General features: G+C 51.4%; 27 protein-coding genes. 14 read left to right on the forward strand and 13 right to left on the reverse strand.

Going from position 1 to position 24,701, the window contains the following annotated elements:
- Window positions 1-60: 60 nt before the first annotated feature.
- The 3 genes from GM154_RS19700 (at window position 61) to GM154_RS19710 (ending at window position 4,217) form a co-directional block, all read left to right on the forward strand.
- Window positions 61-1,434 (forward strand): heavy metal sensor histidine kinase, encoded by a 1,374-nt coding sequence (locus GM154_RS19700; RefSeq protein WP_019365440.1) that lies wholly within the window; start codon window positions 61-63, stop codon window positions 1,432-1,434.
- Between the two features lie 105 nt (window positions 1,435-1,539).
- Window positions 1,540-3,249, forward strand: a complete 1,710-nt coding sequence (locus GM154_RS19705; protein WP_019365439.1) for a hypothetical protein — start codon at window positions 1,540-1,542, stop codon at window positions 3,247-3,249.
- 512 nt (window positions 3,250-3,761) lie between these two features.
- Window positions 3,762-4,217 (forward strand): DUF305 domain-containing protein, encoded by a 456-nt coding sequence (locus tag GM154_RS19710; protein ID WP_019365438.1) that lies wholly within the window; start codon window positions 3,762-3,764, stop codon window positions 4,215-4,217.
- Window positions 4,218-4,503: 286 nt separating this feature from the next.
- Here GM154_RS19710 and GM154_RS19715 read toward each other — a convergent pair whose 3' ends face one another.
- The 4 genes from GM154_RS19715 to GM154_RS19730 form a co-directional block, all read right to left on the reverse strand.
- Window positions 4,504-5,538 carry an SDR family oxidoreductase gene (locus tag GM154_RS19715; RefSeq protein ID WP_150345761.1) on the reverse strand — a complete coding sequence of 345 codons (1,035 nt, stop codon included), beginning with the start codon at window positions 5,536-5,538 and terminating at the stop codon, window positions 4,504-4,506.
- A 377-nt stretch (window positions 5,539-5,915) separates the two neighbouring features.
- Entirely contained in the window at window positions 5,916-6,245 is a 330-nt protein-coding gene (locus GM154_RS19720) for a four-helix bundle copper-binding protein (RefSeq protein ID WP_019365436.1), read from the reverse strand.
- A 453-nt stretch (window positions 6,246-6,698) separates the two neighbouring features.
- The gene (locus GM154_RS19725) at window positions 6,699-7,061 is read right to left on the reverse strand and encodes a hypothetical protein (RefSeq protein WP_197873376.1); all 363 of its coding nucleotides are present in this window, start codon (window positions 7,059-7,061) and stop codon (window positions 6,699-6,701) included.
- A 68-nt stretch (window positions 7,062-7,129) separates the two neighbouring features.
- Window positions 7,130-8,092 (reverse strand): DNA replication terminus site-binding protein, encoded by a 963-nt coding sequence (locus tag GM154_RS19730; RefSeq protein WP_150345764.1) that lies wholly within the window; start codon window positions 8,090-8,092, stop codon window positions 7,130-7,132.
- Window positions 8,093-8,529: 437 nt separating this feature from the next.
- On the opposite strand from GM154_RS19730, the gene GM154_RS19735 reads away from it, so the two are divergent.
- Window positions 8,530-8,745 (forward strand): hypothetical protein, encoded by a 216-nt coding sequence (locus GM154_RS19735; protein ID WP_019365327.1) that lies wholly within the window; start codon window positions 8,530-8,532, stop codon window positions 8,743-8,745.
- 135 nt (window positions 8,746-8,880) lie between these two features.
- On the opposite strand, the gene GM154_RS19740 is transcribed toward GM154_RS19735, so the two are convergent.
- Window positions 8,881-9,120, reverse strand: a complete 240-nt coding sequence (locus GM154_RS19740; RefSeq protein WP_150345765.1) for a hypothetical protein — start codon at window positions 9,118-9,120, stop codon at window positions 8,881-8,883.
- A gap of 413 nt (window positions 9,121-9,533) precedes the next feature.
- On the opposite strand from GM154_RS19740, the gene GM154_RS19745 reads away from it, so the two are divergent.
- From GM154_RS19745 to GM154_RS19775, 7 genes are all read left to right on the forward strand, one after another.
- A complete protein-coding gene (locus GM154_RS19745; RefSeq protein WP_019364813.1) occupies window positions 9,534-10,715 on the forward strand; it encodes an AAA family ATPase in 1,182 nt (393 codons plus the stop codon).
- Entirely contained in the window at window positions 10,715-11,812 is a 1,098-nt protein-coding gene (locus GM154_RS19750; protein WP_019364814.1) for a ParB/RepB/Spo0J family partition protein, read from the forward strand. The genes GM154_RS19745 and GM154_RS19750 overlap by 1 nt, the downstream gene beginning before the upstream one ends.
- Window positions 11,813-12,087: 275 nt before the next feature.
- Complete coding sequence (locus tag GM154_RS19755; RefSeq protein ID WP_100217720.1) at window positions 12,088-13,182, forward strand: helix-turn-helix domain-containing protein; 1,095 nt, start codon at window positions 12,088-12,090, stop codon at window positions 13,180-13,182.
- A gap of 179 nt (window positions 13,183-13,361) precedes the next feature.
- The gene (locus GM154_RS19760) at window positions 13,362-13,577 is read left to right on the forward strand and encodes an exodeoxyribonuclease VII small subunit (protein WP_019364817.1); all 216 of its coding nucleotides are present in this window, start codon (window positions 13,362-13,364) and stop codon (window positions 13,575-13,577) included.
- 1 nt (window position 13,578) lies between these two features.
- Window positions 13,579-15,171 carry an exodeoxyribonuclease VII large subunit gene (xseA, locus tag GM154_RS19765; RefSeq protein ID WP_219653123.1) on the forward strand — a complete coding sequence of 531 codons (1,593 nt, stop codon included), beginning with the start codon at window positions 13,579-13,581 and terminating at the stop codon, window positions 15,169-15,171.
- Between the two features lie 17 nt (window positions 15,172-15,188).
- On the forward strand, window positions 15,189-16,178 hold the full coding sequence (locus GM154_RS19770) for an SIR2 family protein (protein ID WP_010799437.1): 990 nt from the start codon (window positions 15,189-15,191) through the stop codon (window positions 16,176-16,178).
- Between the two features lie 48 nt (window positions 16,179-16,226).
- On the forward strand, window positions 16,227-16,745 hold the full coding sequence (locus GM154_RS19775) for a hypothetical protein (RefSeq protein ID WP_219653124.1): 519 nt from the start codon (window positions 16,227-16,229) through the stop codon (window positions 16,743-16,745).
- 33 nt (window positions 16,746-16,778) lie between these two features.
- Here GM154_RS19775 and GM154_RS19780 read toward each other — a convergent pair whose 3' ends face one another.
- The 3 genes from GM154_RS19780 to GM154_RS19790 all read right to left on the reverse strand — a co-directional run bounded on the left by GM154_RS19780 (window position 16,779) and on the right by GM154_RS19790 (window position 18,695).
- Window positions 16,779-17,021 carry a hypothetical protein gene (locus tag GM154_RS19780; protein ID WP_219653125.1) on the reverse strand — a complete coding sequence of 81 codons (243 nt, stop codon included), beginning with the start codon at window positions 17,019-17,021 and terminating at the stop codon, window positions 16,779-16,781.
- 217 nt (window positions 17,022-17,238) lie between these two features.
- Window positions 17,239-17,706: a DUF1203 domain-containing protein gene (locus GM154_RS19785; RefSeq protein WP_219653126.1), complete on the reverse strand. Its 468-nt coding sequence runs from the start codon at window positions 17,704-17,706 to the stop codon at window positions 17,239-17,241.
- A gap of 62 nt (window positions 17,707-17,768) precedes the next feature.
- A complete protein-coding gene (locus GM154_RS19790) occupies window positions 17,769-18,695 on the reverse strand; it encodes a DMT family transporter (RefSeq protein WP_219653127.1) in 927 nt (308 codons plus the stop codon).
- Between the two features lie 255 nt (window positions 18,696-18,950).
- On the opposite strand from GM154_RS19790, the gene GM154_RS19795 reads away from it, so the two are divergent.
- Both GM154_RS19795 and GM154_RS19800 read left to right on the forward strand, forming a co-directional pair.
- Window positions 18,951-19,760, forward strand: a complete 810-nt coding sequence (locus tag GM154_RS19795) for an AraC family transcriptional regulator (RefSeq protein ID WP_219653128.1) — start codon at window positions 18,951-18,953, stop codon at window positions 19,758-19,760.
- Between the two features lie 75 nt (window positions 19,761-19,835).
- Entirely contained in the window at window positions 19,836-20,222 is a 387-nt protein-coding gene (locus tag GM154_RS19800; RefSeq protein WP_219653129.1) for a cupin domain-containing protein, read from the forward strand.
- A gap of 262 nt (window positions 20,223-20,484) precedes the next feature.
- On the opposite strand, the gene GM154_RS19805 is transcribed toward GM154_RS19800, so the two are convergent.
- From GM154_RS19805 to GM154_RS19820, 4 genes are all read right to left on the reverse strand, one after another.
- Window positions 20,485-20,994, reverse strand: a complete 510-nt coding sequence (locus GM154_RS19805; RefSeq protein ID WP_219653130.1) for a signal peptidase II — start codon at window positions 20,992-20,994, stop codon at window positions 20,485-20,487.
- A 163-nt stretch (window positions 20,995-21,157) separates the two neighbouring features.
- The gene (locus GM154_RS19810) at window positions 21,158-21,694 is read right to left on the reverse strand and encodes a GNAT family N-acetyltransferase (protein WP_258019932.1); all 537 of its coding nucleotides are present in this window, start codon (window positions 21,692-21,694) and stop codon (window positions 21,158-21,160) included.
- A 209-nt stretch (window positions 21,695-21,903) separates the two neighbouring features.
- Window positions 21,904-22,503 (reverse strand): histidine phosphatase family protein, encoded by a 600-nt coding sequence (locus tag GM154_RS19815; protein ID WP_219653131.1) that lies wholly within the window; start codon window positions 22,501-22,503, stop codon window positions 21,904-21,906.
- 65 nt (window positions 22,504-22,568) lie between these two features.
- Window positions 22,569-23,432 (reverse strand): DMT family transporter, encoded by an 864-nt coding sequence (locus GM154_RS19820; RefSeq protein ID WP_219653132.1) that lies wholly within the window; start codon window positions 23,430-23,432, stop codon window positions 22,569-22,571.
- A 226-nt stretch (window positions 23,433-23,658) separates the two neighbouring features.
- On the opposite strand from GM154_RS19820, the gene GM154_RS19825 reads away from it, so the two are divergent.
- Window positions 23,659-24,138 (forward strand): ATP-binding protein, encoded by a 480-nt coding sequence (locus GM154_RS19825; protein ID WP_219653133.1) that lies wholly within the window; start codon window positions 23,659-23,661, stop codon window positions 24,136-24,138.
- 44 nt (window positions 24,139-24,182) lie between these two features.
- Here GM154_RS19825 and GM154_RS19830 read toward each other — a convergent pair whose 3' ends face one another.
- Complete coding sequence (locus GM154_RS19830; protein WP_308460625.1) at window positions 24,183-24,584, reverse strand: SDR family oxidoreductase; 402 nt, start codon at window positions 24,582-24,584, stop codon at window positions 24,183-24,185.
- Between the last annotated feature and the right edge of the window lie 117 nt (window positions 24,585-24,701).

The raw sequence follows: 24,701 nt of genomic DNA on the forward strand, positions 1-24,701 counted from the left end.
CACCTTTTCTGGGCGCCCACCTGCTTTTTTATGCGTGATGGCCTAACCAGGACCGTACTGATGGGAAAAGTGTCACTGACGAGCAGAATGGCGATAGCTTTCATGCTCGTGGTTACGGTTGTGCTGATGGCCGCCGCAATCAGCTTCAATTATTTTTGCCAGCTCCATTTCGAACGCAAAGATGCACAAGTGCTGAATGAAAAGGCCACTGCAGTAGAGCGTACGCTACTCAACAGCTCAGCATTCGGGCCTGAGACCGCTTCAAGGATCGATGCTGTTATTGAGCACTCCTTTGGCTTCGCAACTGCGCTTGTAGTAGACGGTAAGACGGTCTACTCCCATCACAATCTGTCTGAGAGCTTGCTACCTCTTGTCACGGACCTCCAAGAGGAACGCTGGACAGTAAGTTTCGATGGCCACCAGTACAGCGGCATTACCAGAAAAATAAACCAACGGGTCGAAGGGCAGGACACAGTCATCTATCTGGCTTTGGATGTAACGCATCGAGTCCACTTCTTTGAAATGATTCAGCAATGGTTCGCTTATACACTGGTGGTCAGTGCACTTCTGAGTGGCGCTCTAGGCGTGGTTCTGATCAGGAAAGGCTTAAAACCAATAGACGAACTGTCAAAGACTTCTTCTACGGTAACCGCCCACTGTTTGGATACCAGAATTCCGACCGAGTCAGTTCCAGGCGAGCTGCATGAGCTCGTAGACAACTTCAATGAAATGCTCTCGCGCTTGGATGACTCTTTCCTCAGGTTGTCAGGTTTCTCAGCGGACATTGCGCATGAGCTAAGAACGCCCCTGAACAGCATGCTTACTCAAATAGAGGTCGCGCTCTTGCGCGACCGCGAGAATACTGACTATAAGGATATCTTGTATTCCGCCCTCGAAGAACTTAGGCGCATGTCGAAAATGGTCGATGACATGCTGTTCCTCGCCAAAGCGGACAACGGGAAGATTACGCCCAGTGCCGAAGATGCCAGCATGGCCGAGATTACCGCGAGCGTTATCGAATATTACGAGCTCGCAGCCGAGGACAAAAAAGTTGAAATCGCGCTTTCAGGCGATGGGTCGGTACATGGCGATAAATCAATGCTAAGACGGGCCATCTCAAACATAGTCTCGAACGCAGTTCGGTATGCAGAGGAAGGCAGCATTATCAGCGTTGAAATAAGCCAGAGCGGTAACTCGGTTTCTACAGCCATATCCAACCGAGGCATAACTATTCCAGCCGAGCTTCACACCCGAATATTCGACAGGTTTTACAGGGTGGATACCGCAAGGCGCGAAGGAACCACCATGAATGCAGGGCTCGGCATGGCTATCACTCGTTCGATCGTGGAAGCGCACAAAGGGCGCATCGCCTGCGAATCAGCTGAGGGGCACACGACTTTCACAATGACGCTTCCAAGGCTGATGTCTAGTTAATGGCAGAGCGCTAGCAACGACGCTGTTCTACGCTTATAGAAATGCCCGGCTGAACCGAAGGAGGCCAAGGCTTTCGAACCTGTATATTTGGTTCTGGAGGTTCACGTGCAAGCGTCCTCATCAAGAAAATGCGGTTCGACAGCCGCAGCGCTCAACGAAGCGTGCTTCTGCGTAAGCCTAGATCAAGCTGCGCTCGTAAACGCATTGACCGAACAGCTTGGGGATTCAGAGCTGTCGGAGCTATTGAAGTCACGTTGCCCCCATGTGTTTGCTGCACGCCCGGTTTTTGTTTCATCCTTGCGGCTGCGCCAGGTTAATGAGGTTATTCAGGCCATCGAGCAGACCGTGAGTTCGCCCGATTGGCGTGAGCATGCTCTGGATTCTGCACCTCCTATTGCACGACATAATCCTTGGGGCGCGCGCGGCGTCTTCTTTGGCTACGACTTCCATCTGGATGATGACAAGCTTGGGCTCATCGAAATAAACACAAATGCGGGCGGAGCGATGCTAAACGTATTGCTCGCCCGCGCGCAGCGTAGTTGTTGCAGCAGCGTAGTCGGGCTTTCGCCAGGTCAGGAAGGACCCGGCGGCTTCGAGCGTTCGATTCTGGATATGTTCGCCCAGGAATGGTCTGCGAGCGGCGAGCAACGACCGCTCAAGCGCATGGTGATCTTGGATGAAAGCCCGCAAGCCCAATACCTGTATCCGGAGTTTCTTCTTTTTCAGCAGTTATTCGAGTCAGCTGGAATCGACTGCATAATTGCAGACCCAGCCGATCTGGCCTTTCACAACGATTGCCTCTTGGTCGACGGAAAGCCTGTGGATCTCGTCTACAACCGACTCACCGACTTCTATCTGGAAGGTGACAATTGCAGCGCGCTGCGCCGCGCTTATTTGGCTGATGTCGTGACGGTAACGCCGCACCCTCAGGCCTATGCCCTTTATGCCGACAAACGCCGGTTGGTTGACCTAACCAACGCACGTTTTTTGGAAGAGATTGGCGTTGATCAGCAAATCCGAGCCGTATTGGCCCAATACGTCCCGCTTACCGTTCCTGTCGGGCATGGTAACGCAGAGCACCTCTGGCAAAACCGCCGTAGCCTCTTCTTCAAGCCCGTCAGCGGGTTTGGTAGTCGCGGGGCGTACCGAGGAGACAAGCTTACCAAGCGTGTATGGGAAGAAATCGTTGGCGGAAACTACCTGGCTCAGTCCCTTGTGGCTCCTGGCGAGCGCAGGACTGTCGCGGACCCTCAGGTACGACCAATGAAGTTTGACCTGCGCGCATACGCTTATGCTGGCGAGGTGCAGTGGAACGCTGCCAGGATCTACCAAGGCCAGACGACCAACTTCCGAACAGAGGGCGGCGGCTTTGCTCCGGTGTTTACCTTAGGCGAGGACGAGGAGCGAGCTGTTTCCACAGAGCAGCGGTCGCACGCCTCATTCACTTTCTTGCTCGATGAAAACGGTGCCGTGGAGGAACTGCCGCACCCGCTGTATCTGGCGTTGGTTCGAACCGAAAAGGCTACCTCAACACTTGCGGGTAAACGTTTCCGACTGGCGGACTGGTATGTTGCAATGGAGGGCAACCATCCGTCCAAAGTCATCCGAGAATGGTACGGCTGGGTTGCATTCGACGCAGGTGGCGCTTACCACCCTGAAGTTGGCCCACCAGAAAATGGTCAGCCGAATAGCATTGGAAATGTAGATTCATCTGCTCTGCCAACACCGGAGGAACATGATCGAATCGAAGGTCTGTTGTTTCAAAATGACAGTGGTTCTGCGCGCCGCGAAAGGTGCGGCTTGGGACAGAAATAAGCTCGCCGCTCAGTCCTGGGGCCACCTACACCCAGCCGTCTTAGCCGTCACACGTCTAATGTGCGAGTACTAACCCTGCGGTCACACCTGACAAAATGTGGCCTATGCTAGGTGCTGAATTGTTCTTTCCGAGCGTTCTATTGCTCAAGATAACTGGGCTTCCTAATGCCGAGCAGTCGGGCCTCAAGGCTCGAAGGCCATCTTAGTGGGCCCGCTCTTTCGCGCAGTGGTCCATAGCGCGACGTTGGTATTGTCTGCTTATAAGCTATTAGCGATTGATTATTTCAGGGGAACATCACCCGTAGTACACCAGAGAATTCGCGCAGCTGACAGCGCTTTAAGACGGTCTCAAACGGTCGATGGTTACATTTTTGTAAGCTTCTCAAAAAATCGAAACCTCATCATCCTCGGCTTGTCCGTTTTTAGGAGAGCATTCGAAAGCCACTTCTAAGCAGGGCTGCGCGAACACGTTGAGCCGCCGATCCAGCAGCAATCATTAAAGGGGTCTAACTATGCAAATGTCTTACTGGCGCTTTGCAGCGATGGTAGCTACGTCTACGATCATTATGTATGGCGTGATGTACTTAAATACTTACTCGTTCGAGCATGTTTTTTGGAGCGAGACTCGCGCTTGGATGGCATTAGTGATGGGCGCGGTAATGGCAGTAGTCATGCTCGCATTCATGCTCAACATGTATAAGCGTAAGTCTGTAAATCTAGCGATATTTGCAGGAAGTGCAGTAGCTTTTGCCATTGCACTATGGCTTGTACGTGGGCAAGCGACGGTAGACGACACGGACTACATGAAGGCCATGATCCCCCACCATTCGATAGCCATCCTGACAAGTGAACGAGCTCAGATTTCAGATCCTCGCGTCCGCAAATTAGCCGACGAAATCATCGACGCTCAGCGCCGAGAAATCGCAGAAATGAAGTCCCTGATCATTGATCTAGAGAGGGCAAATTGACACAAGGTTTGAAGCGCCTCGTTGCCTCTAGGCTTGTATTTCCCAGCAACATCATGATTATCGATCGCTGCTCACACCTTGTGATGATTCAGCTGGTAAAGGCCGGGATAAGCCGGCCATGATAAGGGCCTGAAGAGTGGCGATCGGATGGTTCAGTTGTAAGAAATAGGATCGAAACTAAGTTTTACCGGTGCTGAATCAGGCTCTGCTTAAAGAGCTACATCAGAACAGAGGAGCCGGCTGCGAACGCCCTTGTGGCTGCACCGAGGCAGCTTTACGCAACCGACTATTTAGATTGCGCTCGTGTAGCTTCTTCCTGCTCCATACGTTCACGTACACCGCCATGCACACCGGTGCCGGATTGCATTGGCTCGTTGAGCGAACCCGTCGTCGGCGATGCCGGTGGTGCTTTCTCAATCTGCCAACGGTGCGCGATATTCGCCGCGACTCGCTCGGAGAGAGAGGGGAACAGTGAATGCGAGATTATCGCACCCCGGGCTTTCCAGCCTACCGGTAGTCGTTTGCGCGGGTTGACCGAAACCCAGGCGATGGCTTCGACCACCTGCTCTGGTCCATCCATTGCGGCCATGCGTGGGGTGCCGCCGGTGTAGTTGGCCGCGTGTTCCCAGAACGGTGTGTCCACAGCCCAGGGCATGACGGTGGCGACATTGATGGTCTCGCTACCGCTCAGGCGAACCTCCTCAGCGATTGCCGCGCCGAGATTCATGACGCCACCTTTGGTCGCTGCGTAGGAGGCATGATAAGCCAGCGGTATCTCGCTCTCGACTGAGCCCACGTTGACAAGCGTGCCGAAGCCTTGAGCTCTGAACTGGCGCATGGCTGCGTGGCTGCCATAGATCACGCCCTTAAGATTGACATCCACGATCCGCGCATGGTCCTCGACGGGAACGTCCTCGAAACGACCCAGCGCTCCGACCGCAGCGTTGTTAATCCAAACGTCGATTCTGCCGAAACGCTCGATGGCGGCTCGTGCCAAGTCCAGTATCTCGTTCGGGTTGCTCACGTCGGTGGTCACCACCAGTGCCGATCCTCCAGCCATGCGTATCTGCGCGGCCAGTTCTTCGAGCACGTCGGTCCGACGGGCCGCTAGCACCACTTCGCCTTGCAGAGCGGCAAGCTTGAGCGCCACGCCCCGGCCGAAGCCACTGGAGGCACCAGTGATGACAAAGGTTTTGCCAGCAACGCTTGGCTGGTCGCTTGGTTTCAGGCGCGGGGAAACGGCGCAGCCACTGAGTTGCAGAACGGCGAGCAGTACTAGCAGCAAAGCCAATCGCTGCGATGGGAATATTCGCAAAACCATTTTCGTTTTTTCCCAGCAAAATAAAGTCGCATGGCCCGCTTGGTTGTTCTAGGACCGCCTTTTGCCAGGAGCTTTCATGCTAATTCACTCAATTAGTTTTCAGCGCTAAATTGGGAAACAGTAGCAAGATAATAGACCGTTACGGTGGCGACCATCGGTGGCTAAGTAAGAGTTGCTAGCGCGTAACGAGCGTATTTCGCTTTGGAGTGAAATGCTGCTGGACAGGGATTTATTCGCTCTTGGCAGTTGCGGGTATCGTACGCGCTTTTTCGATATGTCATGGAGGCACGAACATTAAGCGCACCATGGTTTTTCTTACTCTTCAAGGGGCTCTGACACTCCCAATTTAGTTGTGCCAGAGCGGTGAGTTACGGATGTTATCCTGCCATCCGCTCACATTCCTCAGCGCAGTTCATACATGCCTTCGCGCACTCTTGGCAGTGATCCATTTGATGTTTCGCACATTCCTCTCCGCATGCACGGCAGATCTTGGCGCAAAGGGCACAGAACTCCTTAGCATACTCACTTTCGCGGCTCATTAGTGTGGCGGCCAACCTACAAATGTCCGCGCAGTCGCGGTCAAGCTCGATGCAGCGAGCCATCATCTTTACGTCATCCTCACGAAGGCACGCAGAGGCGCACGTTTCGCATACTAGGGCACAGTTCGAACAAGCTTGGATACAGGAAGCGAACATTGAGTTTGTCATTGCGTTCTCCAGGTTTCGAAAGTTGTATGTCGCCGGTGCCTACTAGCCGAACACACCCATAAGCGTATTAACAGGCACAAAAAATACGACAGGCTCCTATCTAACCCGTTTCGTCCAACTTCATTACAATTCTGTAAGGTTCGTCCAACCGCACCGGGGAGCTATGCGGGCGCAGTTGGGGGGCGACAAGCCAATAGATTGCCTGGCCGGCTTCGCTAGTCTGGTCTAGATGATTAGTGGGGTATGGCAAGCTCCCTGTCGCCACGACTGGGAGCCCTTACTGGGGAACGGCCGGAGCGAAAGCCGCTTAACTTTTTGAGCTACTTGCCTTGCGGCCTAACGTTTAGGAAGCAATCGCAGAGCCCTCCGGTACCGTTGCGTCGACTAGGATGGCCTAGAGCCGACCCTTATGCTTTTGCTGAGGCGCCTTTCAACGAGCCTAGTCAGGACCGACTAGGCACACACATACCGGATGTTAGTGCTCGTGTTGCTTTCCGTCTGCGTGTACATGGTTTTTTGAAGGAGATTTGCCTTCCGCATCGGCACGGTCATTGTCAGTGCTTTCTTCCGCCGTCTGTGGCTGGTCTGACGCATGATGGTCATCGCTTTCTTTACCATCATGATGCCCGGAGCCTGGCTGGCCGGGTGCTCCACCTGAGCCGCTAGAGCCGTGGTGATCCGAGCCGCCACTGTCGCCCTGATGGTGGTCGTCCGAGGCAATCTCACCATGTTGTTTACCGTGCCCTGCTGGGGTCTCCCCACCACCATGCTGGTGACCACCGCTAGACGCAACGAGCGCTCGATACGCTCCTTCATCTAGGTCAGGAAGCTTCCGCAGAAAAGCCACCATTTCCCAGATGTACGAGAAACAGCTTGGACCAGGCCTATAGTATTTGATAGTTGATCCCACCCAGTCGATACGTCGAAGGGACCGCAGACATAGTATCTGTTATCTGTTGTGGCTGCCCTTTCGCTGGTATGTACAAGCCTTTCCCGGCCAGGGCCTCTTGCCGAGCCTTTTCATCGCTGCGCCTTGACCTGCGGGCCTGCCGATTGAAGTCCTTGAGCGGTGTAACCGTAATGACATTCTCGCCAGCTACTACAAAGACGGGTAGGTTAGCCTTGATCATGGCATCCCAGCGCTCGCCCTTGGGTTTGAACCAGAGCGTGCAGCGTGGGTGGGGCGTGACGGTCTTGTGGTGTATCAGGACGGCGCTTTCGGCCAGATGCGCGATGCTGCGAAGTTCGATGAATTCTGGGGTCTGTTCCAGCGGGACTTGCTGCAGGTCAGCGCGTCGCTGGGCCTTGTCTGCTAGATCCTCACGGATGCGCCCCACCGTGATCCGCTCGGTCCCTCCGGTATGCCCAGCCCAGTTAAAGGAGATCCGTCGGGGACCGCCATCAAAGGCGTGCAGGGTACGCAGGAGCTGGTAGGTATTGATATCGTGGCCCAGGGCTCGACGTAAAACACTAGAGCGCATCATAGGGGCAAGGCCCTGTGCCAGTCGTTCAGCCTCAAGTGCCTCCTGTACGCGCTGTTTGCAGGCATTGATTCCTAACACCTGATCCAAAACGGACCGGTCCAGGCGAAAGTAGCCGGGCAGCCGTATCACGGTGCCTGGCGCCTGACCGGCATCGAGTCTAAAGGAGCTGATCGCACGCACGGCCATGTTAATCGCTTCGCGGCCTGACAGGTGCTCAACTTCTACCACATCAAGGGTCTTGTGTTCGGTTAGTACCGGCAAGGTCCAGACATGGCCATCGACGACATAGCTGGGCCACTCTTCATTAAAGGAGATAACCCGTCGATTCAATTCACGGTAGGCATCTACCAGAGCTTCGTACATGGCTCACCTTATCGAATAATATTTATACCACCACTGATTATCCTTATCCCTCCTATCACACCCATTGACCCTCCTTTACACCCCCTCCCCTTTCCTCTTTTTTCCCTTCCCTTTTCCTTTCTTTTCCCTTCAAGAGAGCGGGCGGATGAGGAGGAGCAGGTTCAATGTATAGAATGTACATCGTGGTGGTATAACGATATCACGGCTCTATTGCGTTGGAGGGCTGAGTTTACTCTAGGTGGAAAGCGGCATAACTTCGTGGTTGGTACCCGCGCGGGCACTTTGTGCTAAATAAGAGATTTTAGTTACGCAGCGACTGACCCTAGGCATGTCACATGCCGACGATAACCCTGTTTCACGTAACGTCCGCTGAAAGAGCTATCAACATCATAATCTCACAGAGATTCTTACTCGAAGACTGCAAAGGACAACATCTCATGGGTCTATCATCAAACAAGCGTATCGTACTTTCTCAGGACCTACGCAAAGTGGGTGTAGCGGGCATTTCCATTGGCATCATCAGTCCGTTGTTTGCAAGCCAGCTTGCTGAAGTCGGTCTTGGCTCGTATTGGCTTTCGGGCCTGGCGCTGACAATAGGGCTGGTAGCGTGGATAGCAGGGTTAGTGCTCACGCCTTCTGTGAAAGAGGCCTGAACAGGACTGTTAAAGCTTCTGGCATACGCGCCGATAACCTTAATATCCACGAGGTCTCGTGCGAATGGTTCGGTACATCGTTCAGAGAATCTTTAGCCCCTTACTAGGGGCTTTTTTTTGCCTGCCCGCAACGGGCTATTTGTCAGCGTCGCCGTTGGTTTGGGCCATCAGCTCTAGGACATCCTCAGGCAGCGTCATCACAAATATTTTTATGTGCCGCAACGGTGAGCGGCTGTTCATGATGTCGTACATATGCTGACGATGGCGCCGGGGCAGTACCTTCGAAAACCGCTTTGCAGCATCTGCCACTGCCTTGTCTGTTCCGTGGAGTTCGGCTACCAGCGCCAGCGCCACGATCGCATCATAAAAACGCATCAAGTTTCCTTTCACAATTGTTGCCCAGGCAATTCTACCCGGTTCTACCTTCCCATTTCGCATGACCGCCCCGACGAGTTACGGCTCGTCAAGACGATTTTTAGGAATTATTTGATACCAAACCTCGTGGTTGGTACCCGCGCGGGTATCAACCACGAGGATAGATACCTTCATACCTAAGATAAACTAGGTAGTCCTAGCCCTTGGTAAACCAACCCTCCATAACTTGAGTTCACACGCAGTTAAAGCGCTCTCGATAAGCCCGAGCGGCTATAAAGTCTGGTTTGGGTTTAGTAGTTGGATTTTTTATTAATTGGTAAGCAAATGAAGTAGTATCTATACTTTACTTAACAATACCGTTCTGTCTATCATCAGTCGTCTTAATTCAACCAATCATACAACGGTGGGTCGGCATGAGAGATGTCACAAAAGAGCCTCTTTCCTCGATAGTCCTAGGTGTAGAGAACGCAGCTCAGTTATTTGCCAAGTTTTCTGCTGAAGGCAATGAGGAACTGGAGTCTCTTCGTACCTCAATCATTAGTCCCGATGAGCAAAAACAGGCTCGTATCTGGTCTATTACCGAAGCCGCCAAACTGATTGGTCGTCATCCTAACAGCCTGCGATTAAATCAGGACGTGCGTCAGAAAGATGCCCGGGGGGCATGGGTTTACTCGCTGGATGACATCAACTACTTTCGCGAAAAATATGGCACTCGCTACAAGCGGCCCGCTGGATCTCAAGCGGCCATCCTCGCGGTCAGCAATTTCAAAGGCGGAGTTGCTAAAACGACCACAACGGTGCATTTGGCACAGAAAGCCGCAATTGATGGCTTACGCGTTCTGGTAGTAGACCTCGATCCGCAGGCCTCCACGACGTTTAATCTTGGCCCGTTGATCCCGGATATGGAGCTGGGTCCTGACGACATCATTAATAATGCGATGACCAAGGATCCGCAGCTTATCAAGTCTGTGATTTGTGATTCTTACTTCCCTGGCATCCGCCTCGTCCCGTCCAATCTTCATCTCCAATCGTTAGAGTTTCTCTACACGGACCGTGAAAATGAAGACAGGCTTGGTGTCCCAGCTGAGCGACTCTCAAGAGCGCTTGAAGTGGTACGGGAGGATTACGACATCATCCTGCTTGATTGCGGCCCGAATATGGGCGCAGCTTCCTTAAACGCGATGGCTGCATGCAATGCCGTACTTATTCCGATACCGCCCAGTACTTACGACCACGCCTCCTTCGTAATGCTATCAACCACATTGACGTCTCTATTCGCCTCACTAGAAAAGAGTCTTGATTATCTTCGCATCGTTATTACCAAGCATCCCGGTAACAAAGGCTCCGCGCTTGTTGAGAATCGCATTCGTAAGCTCTACGGCGAGTACGTACTGAATAATGTCGTGAGCATGACGGCTGAAATTGAGAAGGCGAGTGCAGAAATGTCCTCTGTTTACGACCAGGTAAAAGGCAAGAACAACCGTCGCCAGTATCAGAGAGCCATCGACATCATAGACGCCGTAAACAACGAAATTATCGATGATCTCAAACTTCTCTGGAATAGACAGGCCGAAGCGGCCAAGGGAGTTGAGTGATGACTGATCACCCAATACCTGGAATTGCGGGATATTTTATCAATGACCTGAACCGCAAACGTGAGGAAAAGCGTGCTGCTGCGCAAGGCCGTATAAAGAAACCCTACGTAGACACCCAACCTGCTGACACGTCGGCGGAGCAGATTCCGGTAGAACCAGTATCAGCCAAGGAAGAACCTGCCCCGTACACTTCTGCGCCAACTGCTGCAGAGTTTTTCGAGGAAGAGGTAAGGAAGGCAGCGCCCTCCCCTTCAGTGCAAGTTTCGGCTGAACCCACCAAAGACAAATCATCCAGACAGGCTGCCAACGAAGACACTATCGTTGAGCTCGACACTGGGCTTATTGACGAGTGGGAACTGAACGACCGGCCTGTAGATGAGTTTGGTGACATAAGTGACCTGACCTTGCGCATCAACCAGCATGGTCAAATCGTCCCCATTCTTGTACGGCCTAAAAAAGGTGGCCGATACGAGCTTATCTATGGACGGCGGCGGTGGACAGCCTGTAAGGAGTTAGGGCTAAAAGTTAAAGCATTCGTTCGCAAGCTCACTGATCAAGGTGCCTATCAGGCCATGGTCAATGAAAATGCCGGACGTGAAGATATATCCAGCTGGGCGCGTGCATTGAGCTACAAGAAAGCTCTGGATATGGGTGTTTACCCTAGCCAAGCAGCCCTCGCCGCTCATCTAGGGCTTAACAAGGCCACTCTTTCAAACATCATGATCTACAACCGTATCCCAGATGAGATCGCCTCGGCAGTAGGCTCATTTGCAAAAGTAGGGATAGGAACGGTCAAGGCGATTCTTAGCCTTGCAGAAGACAAGGCCAATATCGAACACATTGTTGCCAACGCCGCACTGATTCAAAGCGGCAAAATGGCAGACAAGGCTTTGACACGAACTGTTGAGGCTGCACGCACCTCAAGTCCCTGCCCTAGCGGTACCAAATCTGTTCTTGATGCCTCCGGCAATAAACTATTTTCCATGCGCCGAACAGAACGCGGCGTCTGGAGTGTCACGTTAGCGAAAGACCTTACCCGAGACCTTTCAGAAGAAGAAGTTGAGGCCCGACTGAAGGCTGCCTTTAAATGCGAATGATTATCAACAATATAAGTTGTAGGCCTACAACCTCTTTGTTTGCGAAGAGTAGTAGGCCTTTTTCTTTAATTACGGATCAGGGTTGTAGGCCTACAACCACAGCTACTGATTCAGGTTGTAGGCCTACAACCTTTGATGAACATCGAATAGCAGGCTCACCCAAACGACCGTCCAGCGCCCCGCCAGGTAAACCAATACCACCTGGTCCGGGGCTAGAAAAGTCCTCCCCCAGAACCCGCCAACAGGCGGGTTTTTTTATGCCCGGAGAAAAGTCCATGACCCTCGCTGCTACGTCTACAGCTATAGACGCTTTGTTAAAAGACAAGGAATTTAGGCTATTAAGTGCTCCTCTTATGCGCCATGTAATCAGTACGTCTACGTTAAGTGATGGAGCAAAGGTTTTATGGTTTTCGCTCTGGGAGCTGTGCGCTTTAGAGACCGAGCGTAAACGTAAACTGACGTTAGGTTTTTTGGCTAAAAGGCTTGGTAAGTCAGTTGACTCTGTAAGACGTTACGTCAACCAGCTTCAAAGAAATGGCTATCTAGTAATTGATGAGCAATATGACGTAAACCAAAGACAGCTACCTTCCATCTATAGAGCTACTGCTCCAGCACAGGTCGTCGCGCTTATTACAAAAGAGATACCCGATCGAAAAGGTATACGTCGTGATCAAACAAGTGAATCTAAATCAAGTGACGTGGCTATAGGTGATGGGTACGTAGACAGCAGTATTATAGAAAACCCTATTCAGGTTAATGCCGTAGACGTTGGTAAAAATAATGACTGCGAACAAGTAGATCAATTACATGGCGACGACGTTAAGATTTCAGGATCAACAGTAATACGACCATGCGTCGACGTTGCGTCGACTACAGTTGAAGAAAAGGGGGATTTATCTGCCCGCGATTGCAAACTAGCCCAGCGGCTCAATGCTATTCGATCGCGAGCCAGACACCCTCATATCTCCCAAAAACAGGCAGTGAGTAAGTCTGAAGTCAATGGGTATAAACCTGAGGTGCAAAACCGAGTCGTTACACCACCGGATAGCGAAGTCTGCGCGCACAGCAGTAAAGCGGAAGAGGGTGGCAAGCCTGCACTTGATGGGGATAGCAGATTTGCGAGCCAAGAAAGTATTCCGAAGGAAGACAATAACAAAACAACAAGCGAGCCCGGGGGGCTTCGGTTCTGGATCTATCGGCAAATCAAGCAGCGAAAGGCATTCAACTCAGATCCTTGGCGATATGTAGATGAAATTGCCGTAGCGATAGAGAAAGGGAGTCTTGCCAAATTCAATTTGGCCAAAGCCATGAACATCGCCTTGAAGCTCATACGCGAGGGACGCTGGACAGCGCCCCGTTTTGTTGTTTGATGAAGCTATATCATTGATTTTGAAGCGAAGATCAAACTCTATGACCCTCATAAACGGCAACGTTTTCAAAACCTCTGGTCTACTAGCCATTGGTGAGACATCGGGTATGGATTGCCACTTCAGAATCGTCTGGCACTATGCTCGGAATATCAAAGCCAAGGAAATAGGGGAGATGGCGCATGTCTGACGATCAGCGTTCAACCTACGAGCAGAATCTGTCCTTCATCAAAGCCAATGTAGAGCGCCTGCAGCGCGGTGAGGTCTCCATCGACGAGTTGGAAACCCTGACCGCCCAGATGAACCAGGCCTTCAAGTTCTGCGAAGATCGACTGACCAGGACACGGCTTGCTGTAGCCGAGACGATGAAGCAGTCTGCGCCTGCCGCCGAGTGCTGACATGAACGCGCCAGCACCAGCGGTGCATATCTCGCTACACAGCTATCTCAAGCAGATCGAAGGGGTGATCAAACGCTCCTTTGCCGAGCATATCTGGGTTGTGGCTGAGCTGAGCGAATTCAATGTCCGCAATGGTGGTACGTGCTGGTTTACTCTGATCGAGAGCGCTGATGGCAAGGAAATCGCCAAGTGTTCGGCTGTGATGTTTGGCAGTGTCTCGAATGTGCAGCTAAGAGCCTTTGAACAGGTTACGGGATCAAAACCGCAGCCCGGCATGAAAGTGATGCTCAAGGTCTGCGCGACCCTGCATCCCCAGTATGGCTTCCAGCTCCAGGTCTATGGCATTGACCCGAACTACACACTGGGTGAAATGCACGCCAAGGTCGAGCAGATACTGGCGCGGTTAAAGGAAGAGGGCATCCATGATCGGCAAAAGGCGCTCGCAGCGCCAGCAGGCTTCTGGCGTATAGCGGTTGTCTCGCCTGATCAAGCCGCAGGGCTTGGTGACTTCCGGCGCGAAGCGGATCTGCTCGAGCGCCATGGCCTCGTAAGCTTTCACTACTACACCGCCACATTCCAGGGCGAGAAGGCTCCTGAGTCGATCAAGCAGGCCTTTCTCCAGCTCTACGAAGCACATGGCAAGGCACCCTATGACGTGGTGTGTCTGATCCGGGGAGGAGGGGCCAAGGCCGATATGGCATGGCTCAACCACTATGGGCTGGCCAAGCTGATCTGCCGCTTGCCTATCCCGGTCTTTACCGGCATCGGCCATGAGCGCGACGAGACGGTACTTGATCTGGTAGCGCATACCCGTTTCGATACGCCGTCCAAGGTCATTGGATCGATCCTGCGCCATCTCCAGCTGGAGTCCGAGGAGCTTGGTAGAAGCATTGAGCTGGCCAGGCAGCTGATCGACCAGACCCTAAGCCGGGAAGAGACCTGTCTCGTGAGCCTGCACGGGCAGTATCAGAACCTCTCCCAGCAAAAGCTAAGCAACGAGACCCTCACACTGGCTGAGCTAAGCCACTGTTACCGCCGAGGCGTGGACGAGCTTTTGAACCGGCACGAAAGACAAGTGACGCTCTGGCAGGCCCAGGCGCAGTCCATGGTGCGCGAATCGCTGCAGAGCGCCAGCGATCGCTTGCACAACTATCAGGAGCGGTATCTGGCGCAGCTTCCATCAGCTGTAGCTGAAGAGGAGCAATGTCTAGGCAATCTCCTCACGCAATACACCTACCTTGCCGAGAGAAAGGCCGCAGATGCCGCGCAAGAACTCATGCAGGTCAGACAAGCCTTGTCATTGCAGCTGGACGCACGGCTGGCTGAGGAACAGCGCTGTGTTGACTCACTGGCCGGTCGGTACCAGCTGGCAGCGCAGGGAAGCCTTCAGCAAGAGGAAGCCTCGCTTCAGCGGTACAAGGATCTTTATACCGTTCTTGATCCAAGAGCGATCATGGCCAAGGGGTTTGCGCTGGTGAAGCGGCAGGATGGACAGGCTATAAGGTCAGCTAACGATGTGATGCCAGATGAGCCTATTTGCATTCATTTCCATGACGGTATAGCAGCCGTTATAGCAGTTCAAAAGAATATATAAAGATCAGGATATAAGGGATGTCTAGGAAAACTTTAATATTTGGCAATGGACTTGGAATGGCACTAGATCCTACTCATTTCTCGCTCACGAATGCGATGGCTGACGTATGGGATGATGATGAAGATCTTTCGGATACTCAAAAAAATCTGATTAGCGAATGTTTAGGTGGTGGGGGCCTAGTACCTGAACAGGAAGACCAGCTCGATCCTCTTCACCAAGTTATATCAGCCTGCAAGATACTTAATAGCGTAAGCCAGTCTCAAAACATGGAGGTGCATTGGCTTTCATCTGAAGGTCAAGAATTTCCTAGGGCAGTAAGCAGGTACATACATAAGGTGGCAACAAGATTGCATTTGTACGAAGGCGCCCTACCTAGAGATTTCGTACAGCCCTTAGCGAATTTTATCAGAAGGACTGACTCACACGTCGCAACGCTGAATTACGATCGGTTGCTATATGACGCTCTCATTGATGAAGAAGTGATAACTAACAATTACTACACCACTTCTTTAGTAGATGGCATGGTGCGGGATGGATTTAATTCGGATGCAATGCAGCGAGCTTTCGGCAACACGTTTGGCTATTACTTGCATCTTCATGGCTCTCCTCTGTTCTATGACGATCAATATGGCGCGATACGCAAAAGGCAGAGGCATGAGCTAACTCCTACTTCAGCAAATGGTTCTGACCACATCGTATTAACGCATGTAAGGCATAAACGCTCTGTAATTGGTGCCTCACATGTGCTATCGACTTACTGGGATTACTTAAACCTTTGCCTAGAAGAATCTAGCGGAATCGTCATCGTTGGCTACTCTGGCTGCGACAACCATTTGAACAACCTACTTGCTGCCCATGGGCGGTCCAGAGATATTCATGTAGTGGAATGGAGCAATCCTGCCGAGAGGCGTGCCGAAAGACAACAATACTGGGCACGTAAGCTCAAAACTGAAGAATTCACATTACAACGGTTAACTAATATTCTTGACTTTAATAGCTGGGACTAATTATGACTCAGAGCTGGCACTCTCACTATAGAGCTATCAGGGCAAGTTATGGCCATATCACTTGATGAAAATCAATCCAAAGTCAATACGCTGTTTGAGCTGATCCAGCTGCTCCATATGGCGCTCAAGCTGGATAGTCTAGAAATCCAGGAAGAGGAAATCGTCGACCTGATTGTCGAGATAGCTAACGAGCTGGACGATACGAGCCCGGCGCCATATTTGCATAACGCCTTGATTGATCCGACCGAGCCTATGGAGCCCATCTGCTGGGTGACGCTTTATATGACCCTACTGCCCGCCGTAGGCCGCACGCTGGGACTCTTGACCACAGACAGTGTTGATCCTCGAGCATGGGTTAAAGACGACATGACTCACACGCAGAACCTTGTCAGCGAGTGGTCGCGTAATGCTGAACGCGTTATGGCTGACGTCAACCATGCCATGCGTGATCAGGTTGGATTTGATGCTGAGGAACTGTCCGAGCACATGCAAAGGACAGGCGAAAGTTTGGGCCAGGCTGAGGCACGGCTGTACAGCCAGCGGTCAGGGTTGAAGACCCTTCATTAACGTTTTGAGCCTCGCCATACCAGAGACGAGTTCCTAGGTCCGGTAGCCCAGCATGCGCTTTAGCCTTGACCACGAAGACGGCTCTTTGCTCGGCTCTTCAGGCTCAGGTAACCGATAGCTGATCATCGGTATATCAAGATAGTTGATGTGCTGCTTATTCGATTTTTTAGCTTCATGCGCACCCAAGTCGATCATTGATATATCCAGAGAGTCCGTTTCCTCTTGGAAGGTCTCACTAGCTACGCTGTCTTTATGTATGAAACCAAGCTCTTTCATGATTTGAGTACCTACTCATGACTCACTGACCGGGCCAAAGGCGTCAAGGGGCTGCGTATAAGAGAATTGACCTGCTGTGACTGCGGTGTCGCTCATGAATGCGATATTAACGCGGCCAGGAACATTCTTGTGCTCGGGCATGGGCGTCCATCCGTGGGAATCTCCGTCTTTTAATGTCAAGGCGCTACAAGGAACAGCAGGCAGGTGTACTGTCTCTCTACGCCTTATCCACCCGTGCTGCATAGCAGCCGCGCCTTGCAAAATGAACGTGCAGGTAATCAACACCCGGGATCATGAAAAGCTGCGTAATAAGACTTTCCAACTGGCACCCCTCAACAACGTCGGCCTCTATCATCAGGCCTTTATCATCAAATCCACGTACCGAAAGCAGACGAAGTCTTAGTGATTCGGGGACAGCCTCAATATGGTCATAACGCTCTGTCATACCTTCCCTGATAAAGATGGCATGGCTTGCCTGATACGGCGTTTGCGCTGGCTGATGCATGAAGTTAAGCAGCAGAACCGCCTCTCCGGGTTCTACGTCTTTCAAACTTACCCGATCAGGGAAACCTGGCGTCTGATCGGCGATGTATCGCATGGCTCCCGCGCTGGCGAGTTCTGCTTCGCTTAATCCGAAGAGATGCTTGAATGGAGCAGGATCAAGGCCCGTGATACGAAATGACATAGGGTTCTCTCTATGGCCGGACTAGAAACAAGGAGGGCTTCTGCCTTTAAACAAGACAGGTCTTATTTAAGCGATACGGTTGGTTGCGAGCGTTTGATAAGCCTCATCACGCGTCCATCAAGTGCGAGAAGACCCGCAGCAATGACGGCCATGCCTGCAAAATGAGTGGGTTCAAGTGCCTCATCCAGTACAAACCAACCAAGCAGCAATGCACTAACCGGGACAAGAAGCGTCACGAGCATGAGATTAGTTGCACCCGCCGAGGCGAGTAGCCTGAAGAACAAAACGTAAGCCAGCGCAGTTGAGAAGATAGCAAGTCCTGCTATGGCTACCCATGTCTGCCATCCGGGCATCGTAAGTGTCCAGGGCTGATCAACCACCAACGTGATCGGAGCCAGTAGTGTTGTAGATGCCATGACCTGACCCGTTGCGCTCACAACGGGACTTACCCCCATCGCTCTAAACCGACGGCCAAACAGACTGGCAAAGGCATACGACAAGGCTGCACCAAGTACTGCCAGACAAGCCAAAACACTGGAGTTCGCACCTTGCGAGGCCTGAGGTCCCATCACAAGTGCTACGCCTATAAAGCCTGTCAGAATGCCGAGCGCTTTCCTAGGCGTTACTTTTTCATCTGCTGTTAGATAATGAGCCACGATGATGGTCATAAGTGGCGTGGTTGCATTAAGGATTGAAGCCAAACCACCTGCTATAGAGGTCTGAGCCCAGACAATCAAGCTGAAAGGGATGACATTGTTGAGCATACCCATGATCAGAAAACTGCCCCAGATCGTCCGATCCTGTGGCAGAGCAACGTGAAGCAGTCGGGTAATTCCCAGTAGTGCAAGCGCAGCCAGACTCACGCGTAAGGCTACGATGCAGAGCGGCGGCAGCTCCTTGACCGCTATGCCGATAAACAGAAACGAGCAGCCCCAGAACGTTGACAAGACAATCAACATACTCCAGTCCTTACCTGTCATCCCATTCATACGCCTCGCTCCATAGTCTCAAAAGAGTGATTGGAAACAGCAGCTCGGGAGGTGATTTCCGGAGCACGCCTCCAGAACCCCCTTATGCCGCAGTTGCTCACGTCATAACCATCCGTTTCTGACTTTCAAACCCCATGTAAGGTGACACCGATGCTTGAATGGATAGTCTCCGTTCGTGACATCTGAGGCGATGGAATAGCTGTATGATGCAGATGCGTTACGCTCATGCGGATGATTTGATCGAGGCAGCTCGGGATGACTAGAGAGACGGCAGGCAGGGACTGGGTGCGTCGCAGCGATAGCGTTTCGCGGATAGAGCGCATCGAGGCCTACTTCAGCGGCCATGGTTATGAGCCCCATCGCCACGATACTTATGCCATTGGCCGTACCCTTTCAGGCGTGCAGAGCTTTCACTACCAGAAGAGCATGCGTCATAGTCTGCCGGGCGGAACCCTTGTGCTGCACCCGGATGAGCTGCATGACGGCGAGGCGGGTACCGAGGCCGGCTTTCGCTACCGGATGATCTATGTCGAGCCTGCGATCATTCAGCAGATTCTAGGTGGTAAGCCGCTGCCTTTCATTGCAACGGGCCTTTCAACCGACCCGCGTCTTTGCAGAGCGCTTGAGGCCTTTATGCAAGCGATGGACTGCCCTCTCGAGACGCTTGAGGAAGCGGATGCGTTGTACGACCTGGCGCAGGCGCTGGACGCCGTTGGTAACAGGCGTCGGGGCAGGCGAGCCTATGACTTCCCGGCAGCAGAACGAGCACGTGAGTATATCTACGCAAGTCATGGTACAAGCATCACACTGGATGAACTTGAATATGCCAGTGGGCGGGATCGCTGGAGTCTTTCCCGGGATTTTCGGGCACTGTATGGCACAAGCCCGTACCGATACATGACGCTTAGGCGGTTGGACAGATGTCGAAAGTTGCTGCTGGATGGTTTTAATCTTGTAGAAGCAGCCCTGGCAACTGGTTTTTTCGATCAGAGCCATATGACTCGCCATTTCAAACGGTGCTACGGGCTTTCGCCGGCCCGCTGGTTAGACATGTTGGGCCGGTAAACCTGCACGATCGTGCAAGAGTTATCCGTTCAGTCCCGTTAGCGTAACGGTTCCACAAACAAAGGAGCCGACACCATGAACACTGATGTAACTCAAGCGCCCTACCAGTCAATCAACCTGCTGCAAAAGTTGTCGCTGGTTAGCGAGCAGTGGTTACCCAAGGTGGTCGCTGAGATGAATAGCTACCAGTTCAAGGTTGTTCGAATCCAGGGAGATTTCATCTGGCATTCTCATCCAGAAACAGACGAGACCTTTCTAGTGCTTGAAGGCACGCTTCGGATTGACTTTCGGGACGGCAGCGTGACGCTAAAAGCGGGTGAACTCTATGTGGTCCCCAAAGGGGTTGAGCACAAACCGTATACTGAGGAAGAAGTAAAGCTATTGCTGATCGAGCCGCGGGGTGTTTTGAACACCGGTCAGGAACGCGGAGAGCGGACAGCGCCTAATGACGTCTGGATCTGATAGATCAGCATTCGATACAAATCACTGATTGTTTTGAACAAAGCGTTGAGCTGCACGGAGCAGGGCTCTAGCGCCGAGCGAGTTCTAATAAACGCAATACTGATTGCATGTGGTCATTGGTTATATCCCAGCGACCACATGAGTTGATGAAAGAAATAAGGTGAATGGTGCTAGAGGGTTAAAGGCTGACCTAAGCGAGGCCTAGCACCTTCGCTGGTCAGCCTATTTAGAGAATACAGTCAATTGATAACCCAGCTTGCATTCAAGCCTTGTTCGACTGGATACGAGGCTTCAGTAGCTCTTCGAGTAAAAGGAACCCTGCTCCTGCCATGATGGCGATGTCAGCAATATTGAAAACACCGGTATGTAGCGAGCTGAGATTAAGAACGAGGTAGTCCACTACATGACCGCCGCGAAACAGTCTGTCCAAAAGATTGGAAGCTCCGCCTAAAGCAATGAAATAGATAGCTATCGCTTTAGTGGGGTTAGCCTTCCAGTGCAGCAGTGCCCAGATGATAGCGAAGATTACGCCTACCGCCACTCCTGCGATAAATATCAGCTGCTTGATATCAGGATTAAAACCTGCCCCAAGGCTCAAGAAAGCACCGGGATTGAAACTTAAAACGAGATCAATCCATGCAAAGCTACCGCCGATGCGAAAGCTTTGCGATTGCAGTGTTTGCAAGGCCAGGAGTTTCACCCATTGGTCCAATGCAATAAACATTGCACCTATGAAAATGGCAAATAAGCGGTTTTTCTGAATCTGCAGCATGTCAGTCCTTCAACGCAGGCAATAGCCATTTAGAAAGGTCGGCAAGATAACGTAGCCTCAGCGAGCGGTCCATGCTAGTCACATAGTGCGTGGGCAGTGTTTACCCATTAGGGTAGACCTCAGCGGCTACAACTATGGGTAGCGATCTGACGACACTATTTCTTCAAATCAACGCTTTGGAGAACAGCCTGTTTTCATGTGTCTCGCCTTGAAAGGTATAGGTAGGAGAGCCGATATATGAATAGCCCTGCTTTGGATAAAATCCAAGCGCTCTTTGATTGGCAACCCAAACGCTTGCCCATAACTGCTGGACTTTGTGCAGACGGGCCTGTTCTTCTGCAAACTGAAGAAGCTTCCATCCTATGCCATATCCTGTAAATCGCTCCTGAATATAGAGACGCTTGAGTTCTGCGGCGTTGGGATCAGGGATAAGCGTATGGCTTGTTTTTGTTGTGATATGTGCAAAACCGACCAGGTGGCCATTGATCTTGGCAGTAACAAAAAGGTTGTCTGGCTCGATGATGAGCTCTTTGATTATTTGAGGAGAAAATGAATCAAGTGCTTCCTGTGCAATGGCCTCACGTATCCCTTCAGTAGCATACGTATCTAGGAAAACCTGCATTCCGAGCAAGCCGATGCAAAGCGCATCATCAACAACAGCGTTTCGGAATATAACATCTAAAGTCTGCAGTTTAGGCATGTGGCTCTAACGTTTACATGGGGAGAAACGTCAGATTGAAGTGAATTCCATTTTCTGGTCAATAGTCATATGCCCTTATTAAGGTATACCCCAGCGACTAGAGGCTATGAACAGCCATGCAAACTATAGGCAATAGTTAGACAGACAGGTCTCTTGTGTCTACTTAAAATGTAGCTTTCAAATTTGTTGACGCAACAAAAGCATTAATATCAAACAATTGGCAGAGATATTTTCAAAACATCAGTATCTAGTATTGAAATTTCAAAGTCTGGCAAGGCAAGCATGCTGCCGTTGGCAAGCTTCCAGTCAAAGAAATCTGAGAAGTTCGCTTTCGCTAGCGCGCGGATTGTTTTTGCAACGAAACCGTGCGCGACAATCAAAACAGTTTTTGAGGCGTAGTTTATTTCCAGTTCCACCAGCCCGTCTCGTACTCGCTTTACAACATCGTAAATAGATTCACCTTTAGTTGGCCCAGCCTCCCAAAGACGAGTGATGTTTTGTGCCCAAAGCTCAGGGTAACGTCCTCTTGCTTCGGCTTGCGTCAAACCTTCAAAGACACCAACGTCACGTTCCCGAAAGCACTCCATTACATGCAATGGGAGCTTGAGTCTTTCGTTAAGAATGCAGGCAGTTTCTGTAGCTCTTAAACGCGGAGAAACGATAATTACATCGATGTCCTGGGGTAGAACATTTGCCAAATCCTGAGCCTGCTGGCGTCCCCAACTAGTAAGCTCAGGGTCAAGAGAGCCAAGGTAGCATTGTTGAACGTTGGCCAACGTTTCACCATGCCGCACGACATACAAATGCATGAAATTTATCCCAGCGAGTTGGTATAAATCGTATCAACTTGAAGCTATGTCTGGGGCAGCAAGTGTTAGCTTAGATGAAGTACCACTGCGCCTGCGAGAACACCAATAACACCTACTACCTGTATTGGTTTCAGACGCTCCTTCAGGAAAATAAAGCCCAGGATCGCAGCTACACCACCAGATAAGGTGCTAATTACCGTGACGATTGCTATAGATCCATAGGTAGCGCCCAGTGCAAAAGTAGAAAAGCCTCCCAGATTCAGAAAGCTGGCGCCTAACAGGCTTGAGCAGTATTTAATGTGAAGCAGGGAAAGCTGCAGCGATCCTTTAACAAGCATACCGGTCAGCGATGCCAGCCCAACGGCATAACCCAGCCATAGCATGGCTGTAGCGCCCAGCTCGGGTAGCGCGTATTTGCCTTGAAGCCAAAAGCTACATCCATACAAGAGAGCAGCAAAAAGCGCATAGAGTACAGACTGCGTAGAAGTATGCTTTTTATGTTCGTTACCCTCGGACGATAAGGTAGCCAGGATGACACTGGCCAGGCAGACCCCAAGGCCGACTAGCTGGGTTGTGCTTAGGGTTTCACCGCTAAGCCAGGACAGCGTTGCTGTTACCACACCGTATGATGTGACTAGTGGGGCTACTATTGATGCTTTTCCAATAGCAAATGCTCTTGATAAAGAAAGAGAGCCTGAGACTGTGAAAAGAGAAGCAATGAAACCAGCGACCCAACCACCCGAGGAGGCGTTAGCTGCTTGAACTAATAGCTTGGGTAGGCATAGCAGAAGCAAGCTCATAATAATGAAGCCTACCAACTGTCCAAAAAATACGGCTTTCTTAACCCCAACTGCTCTAGCGTTGATACCTACCAGAAAGTCTGTACCGCCCCAACACAGAGCAGCTAGCAGCCCCATTAGAACGTCCATGCTTAGCCTTCTAATTAGTTTTCAATGATCTAAGCACATTCATCCGCATATCGACAGCTTAGGGCCTTGTGAGAAAGGACCTAAATAATAGCTTTTCTTGTGTTGTTACTAGGGTGTATCCCAGTGATTACAGGAACATACCTATCAATTAACAAGACAAAAGCTCTGATATAAGCTCATTCGCCTACGCACAGCTCTGGTATAGAAGTCGTGATGGAGGAAGTCATTGGAAACAGTACAAGTGATCAACCCTGACCTTTTTCTGGAAACCGAGGCTGGTCGCGTCTGGACACCTGAACGTAGTAAAAGAGCTTGGGCCGATAGTTTTGAAGCGCTTGAGCAGTCTCTTTCAGGCGCAGATAAATCTAGTACACGTTTATTGATAGTGTGCGGCTTACAGGGATCAGGTAAGTCCCAATGGATCAAGGACTACGCACAAAACTATGCACCATGTGTTTGTTTTGACGCGGCCTTGCCCGGCGTACGTCATCGGAAGCCTATCCTTGACGTGGCTAGTAAATATGGGGTCGAGGCGCTTGCTATATGGATAGATACACCTATCGAAATAGCAAAGCAGCGTAATCTTACAAGACAACTAGACAAGCGAGTGCCAGACGAGAGCATAGAGAGTGTGGCCCGTTTATTCGAGCCGCCGCGCTATGACGAAGGTTTTTCGGAAGTAATACGGGTCACGACCACTTTGTAGTGAGCAACAGAGTAATATTCAGACTGTATTACATACATTTGCACTTAATTAAGCGATAGACCGCCGTCTACTATCAGGGTGTGTCCGACAACATAGCTAGCTTCACTGCTAAGCAGCCAAAGCACAGCCGCCGCAATTTCGTCCGGCTTGGCAAACCGCTGGATAGGAACAACTTTCTCAATTTCCGTCCTATCAACTTTGCCCTGGGTTACACGTGCCTGCCAGCGCGGCGTCCATGTAACACCGGGTGCGACAGCGTTAACCCTGATTCCCTTGACAATAGCTTCAGCGGCTACCGAGCGCGTAAGTCCTTCCAGGCCATGTTTAGCAGCACTATAAGCTGCTGCGCCTGGAGTGGGCCTTATCCCATTAATAGAACTAATATTCACAATGGCACCGCCTGAAGTCATCAGGCCTAGCTCATGCTTGAGGCATAACGCAGGCACCCATAAGTCACTCAACAGAGTGCTTAACAGCTGACTGTTCTCTAGGGTTTGTCTGAAAAGTCGCGTTTGTTAGCCTAATGCCGTTGTGGCAAGCGGAGGCAGACATGACAGGTCGCT

This window comes from Pseudomonas sp. MAG002Y (genome assembly GCF_019400845.1).
Taxonomy (GTDB): Bacteria; Pseudomonadota; Gammaproteobacteria; order Pseudomonadales; family Pseudomonadaceae; genus Chryseomonas; species Chryseomonas luteola.

Excerpts from the sequence above, each read along its gene's own strand:
- GM154_RS19795 (WP_219653128.1), top strand. The coding sequence starts at position 18,951 with ATGACTAGAGAGACGGCAGGCAGGGACTGGGTGCGTCGCAGCGATAGC.
- GM154_RS19785 (WP_219653126.1), bottom strand. The coding sequence starts at position 17,706 with ATGTCATTTCGTATCACGGGCCTTGATCCTGCTCCATTCAAGCATCTC.
- GM154_RS19810 (WP_258019932.1), bottom strand. The coding sequence starts at position 21,694 with ATGCCTAAACTGCAGACTTTAGATGTTATATTCCGAAACGCTGTTGTT.
- xseA (WP_219653123.1), top strand. The coding sequence starts at position 13,579 with ATGAACGCGCCAGCACCAGCGGTGCATATCTCGCTACACAGCTATCTC.
- GM154_RS19720 (WP_019365436.1), bottom strand. The coding sequence starts at position 6,245 with ATGACAAACTCAATGTTCGCTTCCTGTATCCAAGCTTGTTCGAACTGT.
- GM154_RS19745 (WP_019364813.1), top strand. The coding sequence starts at position 9,534 with ATGAGAGATGTCACAAAAGAGCCTCTTTCCTCGATAGTCCTAGGTGTA.
- GM154_RS19700 (WP_019365440.1), top strand. The coding sequence starts at position 61 with ATGGGAAAAGTGTCACTGACGAGCAGAATGGCGATAGCTTTCATGCTC.
- GM154_RS19770 (WP_010799437.1), top strand. The coding sequence starts at position 15,189 with ATGTCTAGGAAAACTTTAATATTTGGCAATGGACTTGGAATGGCACTA.
- GM154_RS19735 (WP_019365327.1), top strand. The coding sequence starts at position 8,530 with ATGGGTCTATCATCAAACAAGCGTATCGTACTTTCTCAGGACCTACGC.
- GM154_RS19775 (WP_219653124.1), top strand. The coding sequence starts at position 16,227 with ATGGCCATATCACTTGATGAAAATCAATCCAAAGTCAATACGCTGTTT.
- GM154_RS19725 (WP_197873376.1), bottom strand. The coding sequence starts at position 7,061 with ATGAAGGAGCGTATCGAGCGCTCGTTGCGTCTAGCGGTGGTCACCAGC.
- GM154_RS19750 (WP_019364814.1), top strand. The coding sequence starts at position 10,715 with ATGACTGATCACCCAATACCTGGAATTGCGGGATATTTTATCAATGAC.
- GM154_RS19710 (WP_019365438.1), top strand. The coding sequence starts at position 3,762 with ATGCAAATGTCTTACTGGCGCTTTGCAGCGATGGTAGCTACGTCTACG.
- GM154_RS19805 (WP_219653130.1), bottom strand. The coding sequence starts at position 20,994 with ATGCTGCAGATTCAGAAAAACCGCTTATTTGCCATTTTCATAGGTGCA.
- GM154_RS19815 (WP_219653131.1), bottom strand. The coding sequence starts at position 22,503 with ATGCATTTGTATGTCGTGCGGCATGGTGAAACGTTGGCCAACGTTCAA.
- GM154_RS19730 (WP_150345764.1), bottom strand. The coding sequence starts at position 8,092 with ATGTACGAAGCTCTGGTAGATGCCTACCGTGAATTGAATCGACGGGTT.
- GM154_RS19820 (WP_219653132.1), bottom strand. The coding sequence starts at position 23,432 with ATGGACGTTCTAATGGGGCTGCTAGCTGCTCTGTGTTGGGGCGGTACA.
- GM154_RS19715 (WP_150345761.1), bottom strand. The coding sequence starts at position 5,538 with ATGGTTTTGCGAATATTCCCATCGCAGCGATTGGCTTTGCTGCTAGTA.
- GM154_RS19780 (WP_219653125.1), bottom strand. The coding sequence starts at position 17,021 with ATGAAAGAGCTTGGTTTCATACATAAAGACAGCGTAGCTAGTGAGACC.
- GM154_RS19755 (WP_100217720.1), top strand. The coding sequence starts at position 12,088 with ATGACCCTCGCTGCTACGTCTACAGCTATAGACGCTTTGTTAAAAGAC.
- GM154_RS19800 (WP_219653129.1), top strand. The coding sequence starts at position 19,836 with ATGAACACTGATGTAACTCAAGCGCCCTACCAGTCAATCAACCTGCTG.
- GM154_RS19790 (WP_219653127.1), bottom strand. The coding sequence starts at position 18,695 with ATGAATGGGATGACAGGTAAGGACTGGAGTATGTTGATTGTCTTGTCA.
- GM154_RS19760 (WP_019364817.1), top strand. The coding sequence starts at position 13,362 with ATGTCTGACGATCAGCGTTCAACCTACGAGCAGAATCTGTCCTTCATC.
- GM154_RS19740 (WP_150345765.1), bottom strand. The coding sequence starts at position 9,120 with ATGCGTTTTTATGATGCGATCGTGGCGCTGGCGCTGGTAGCCGAACTC.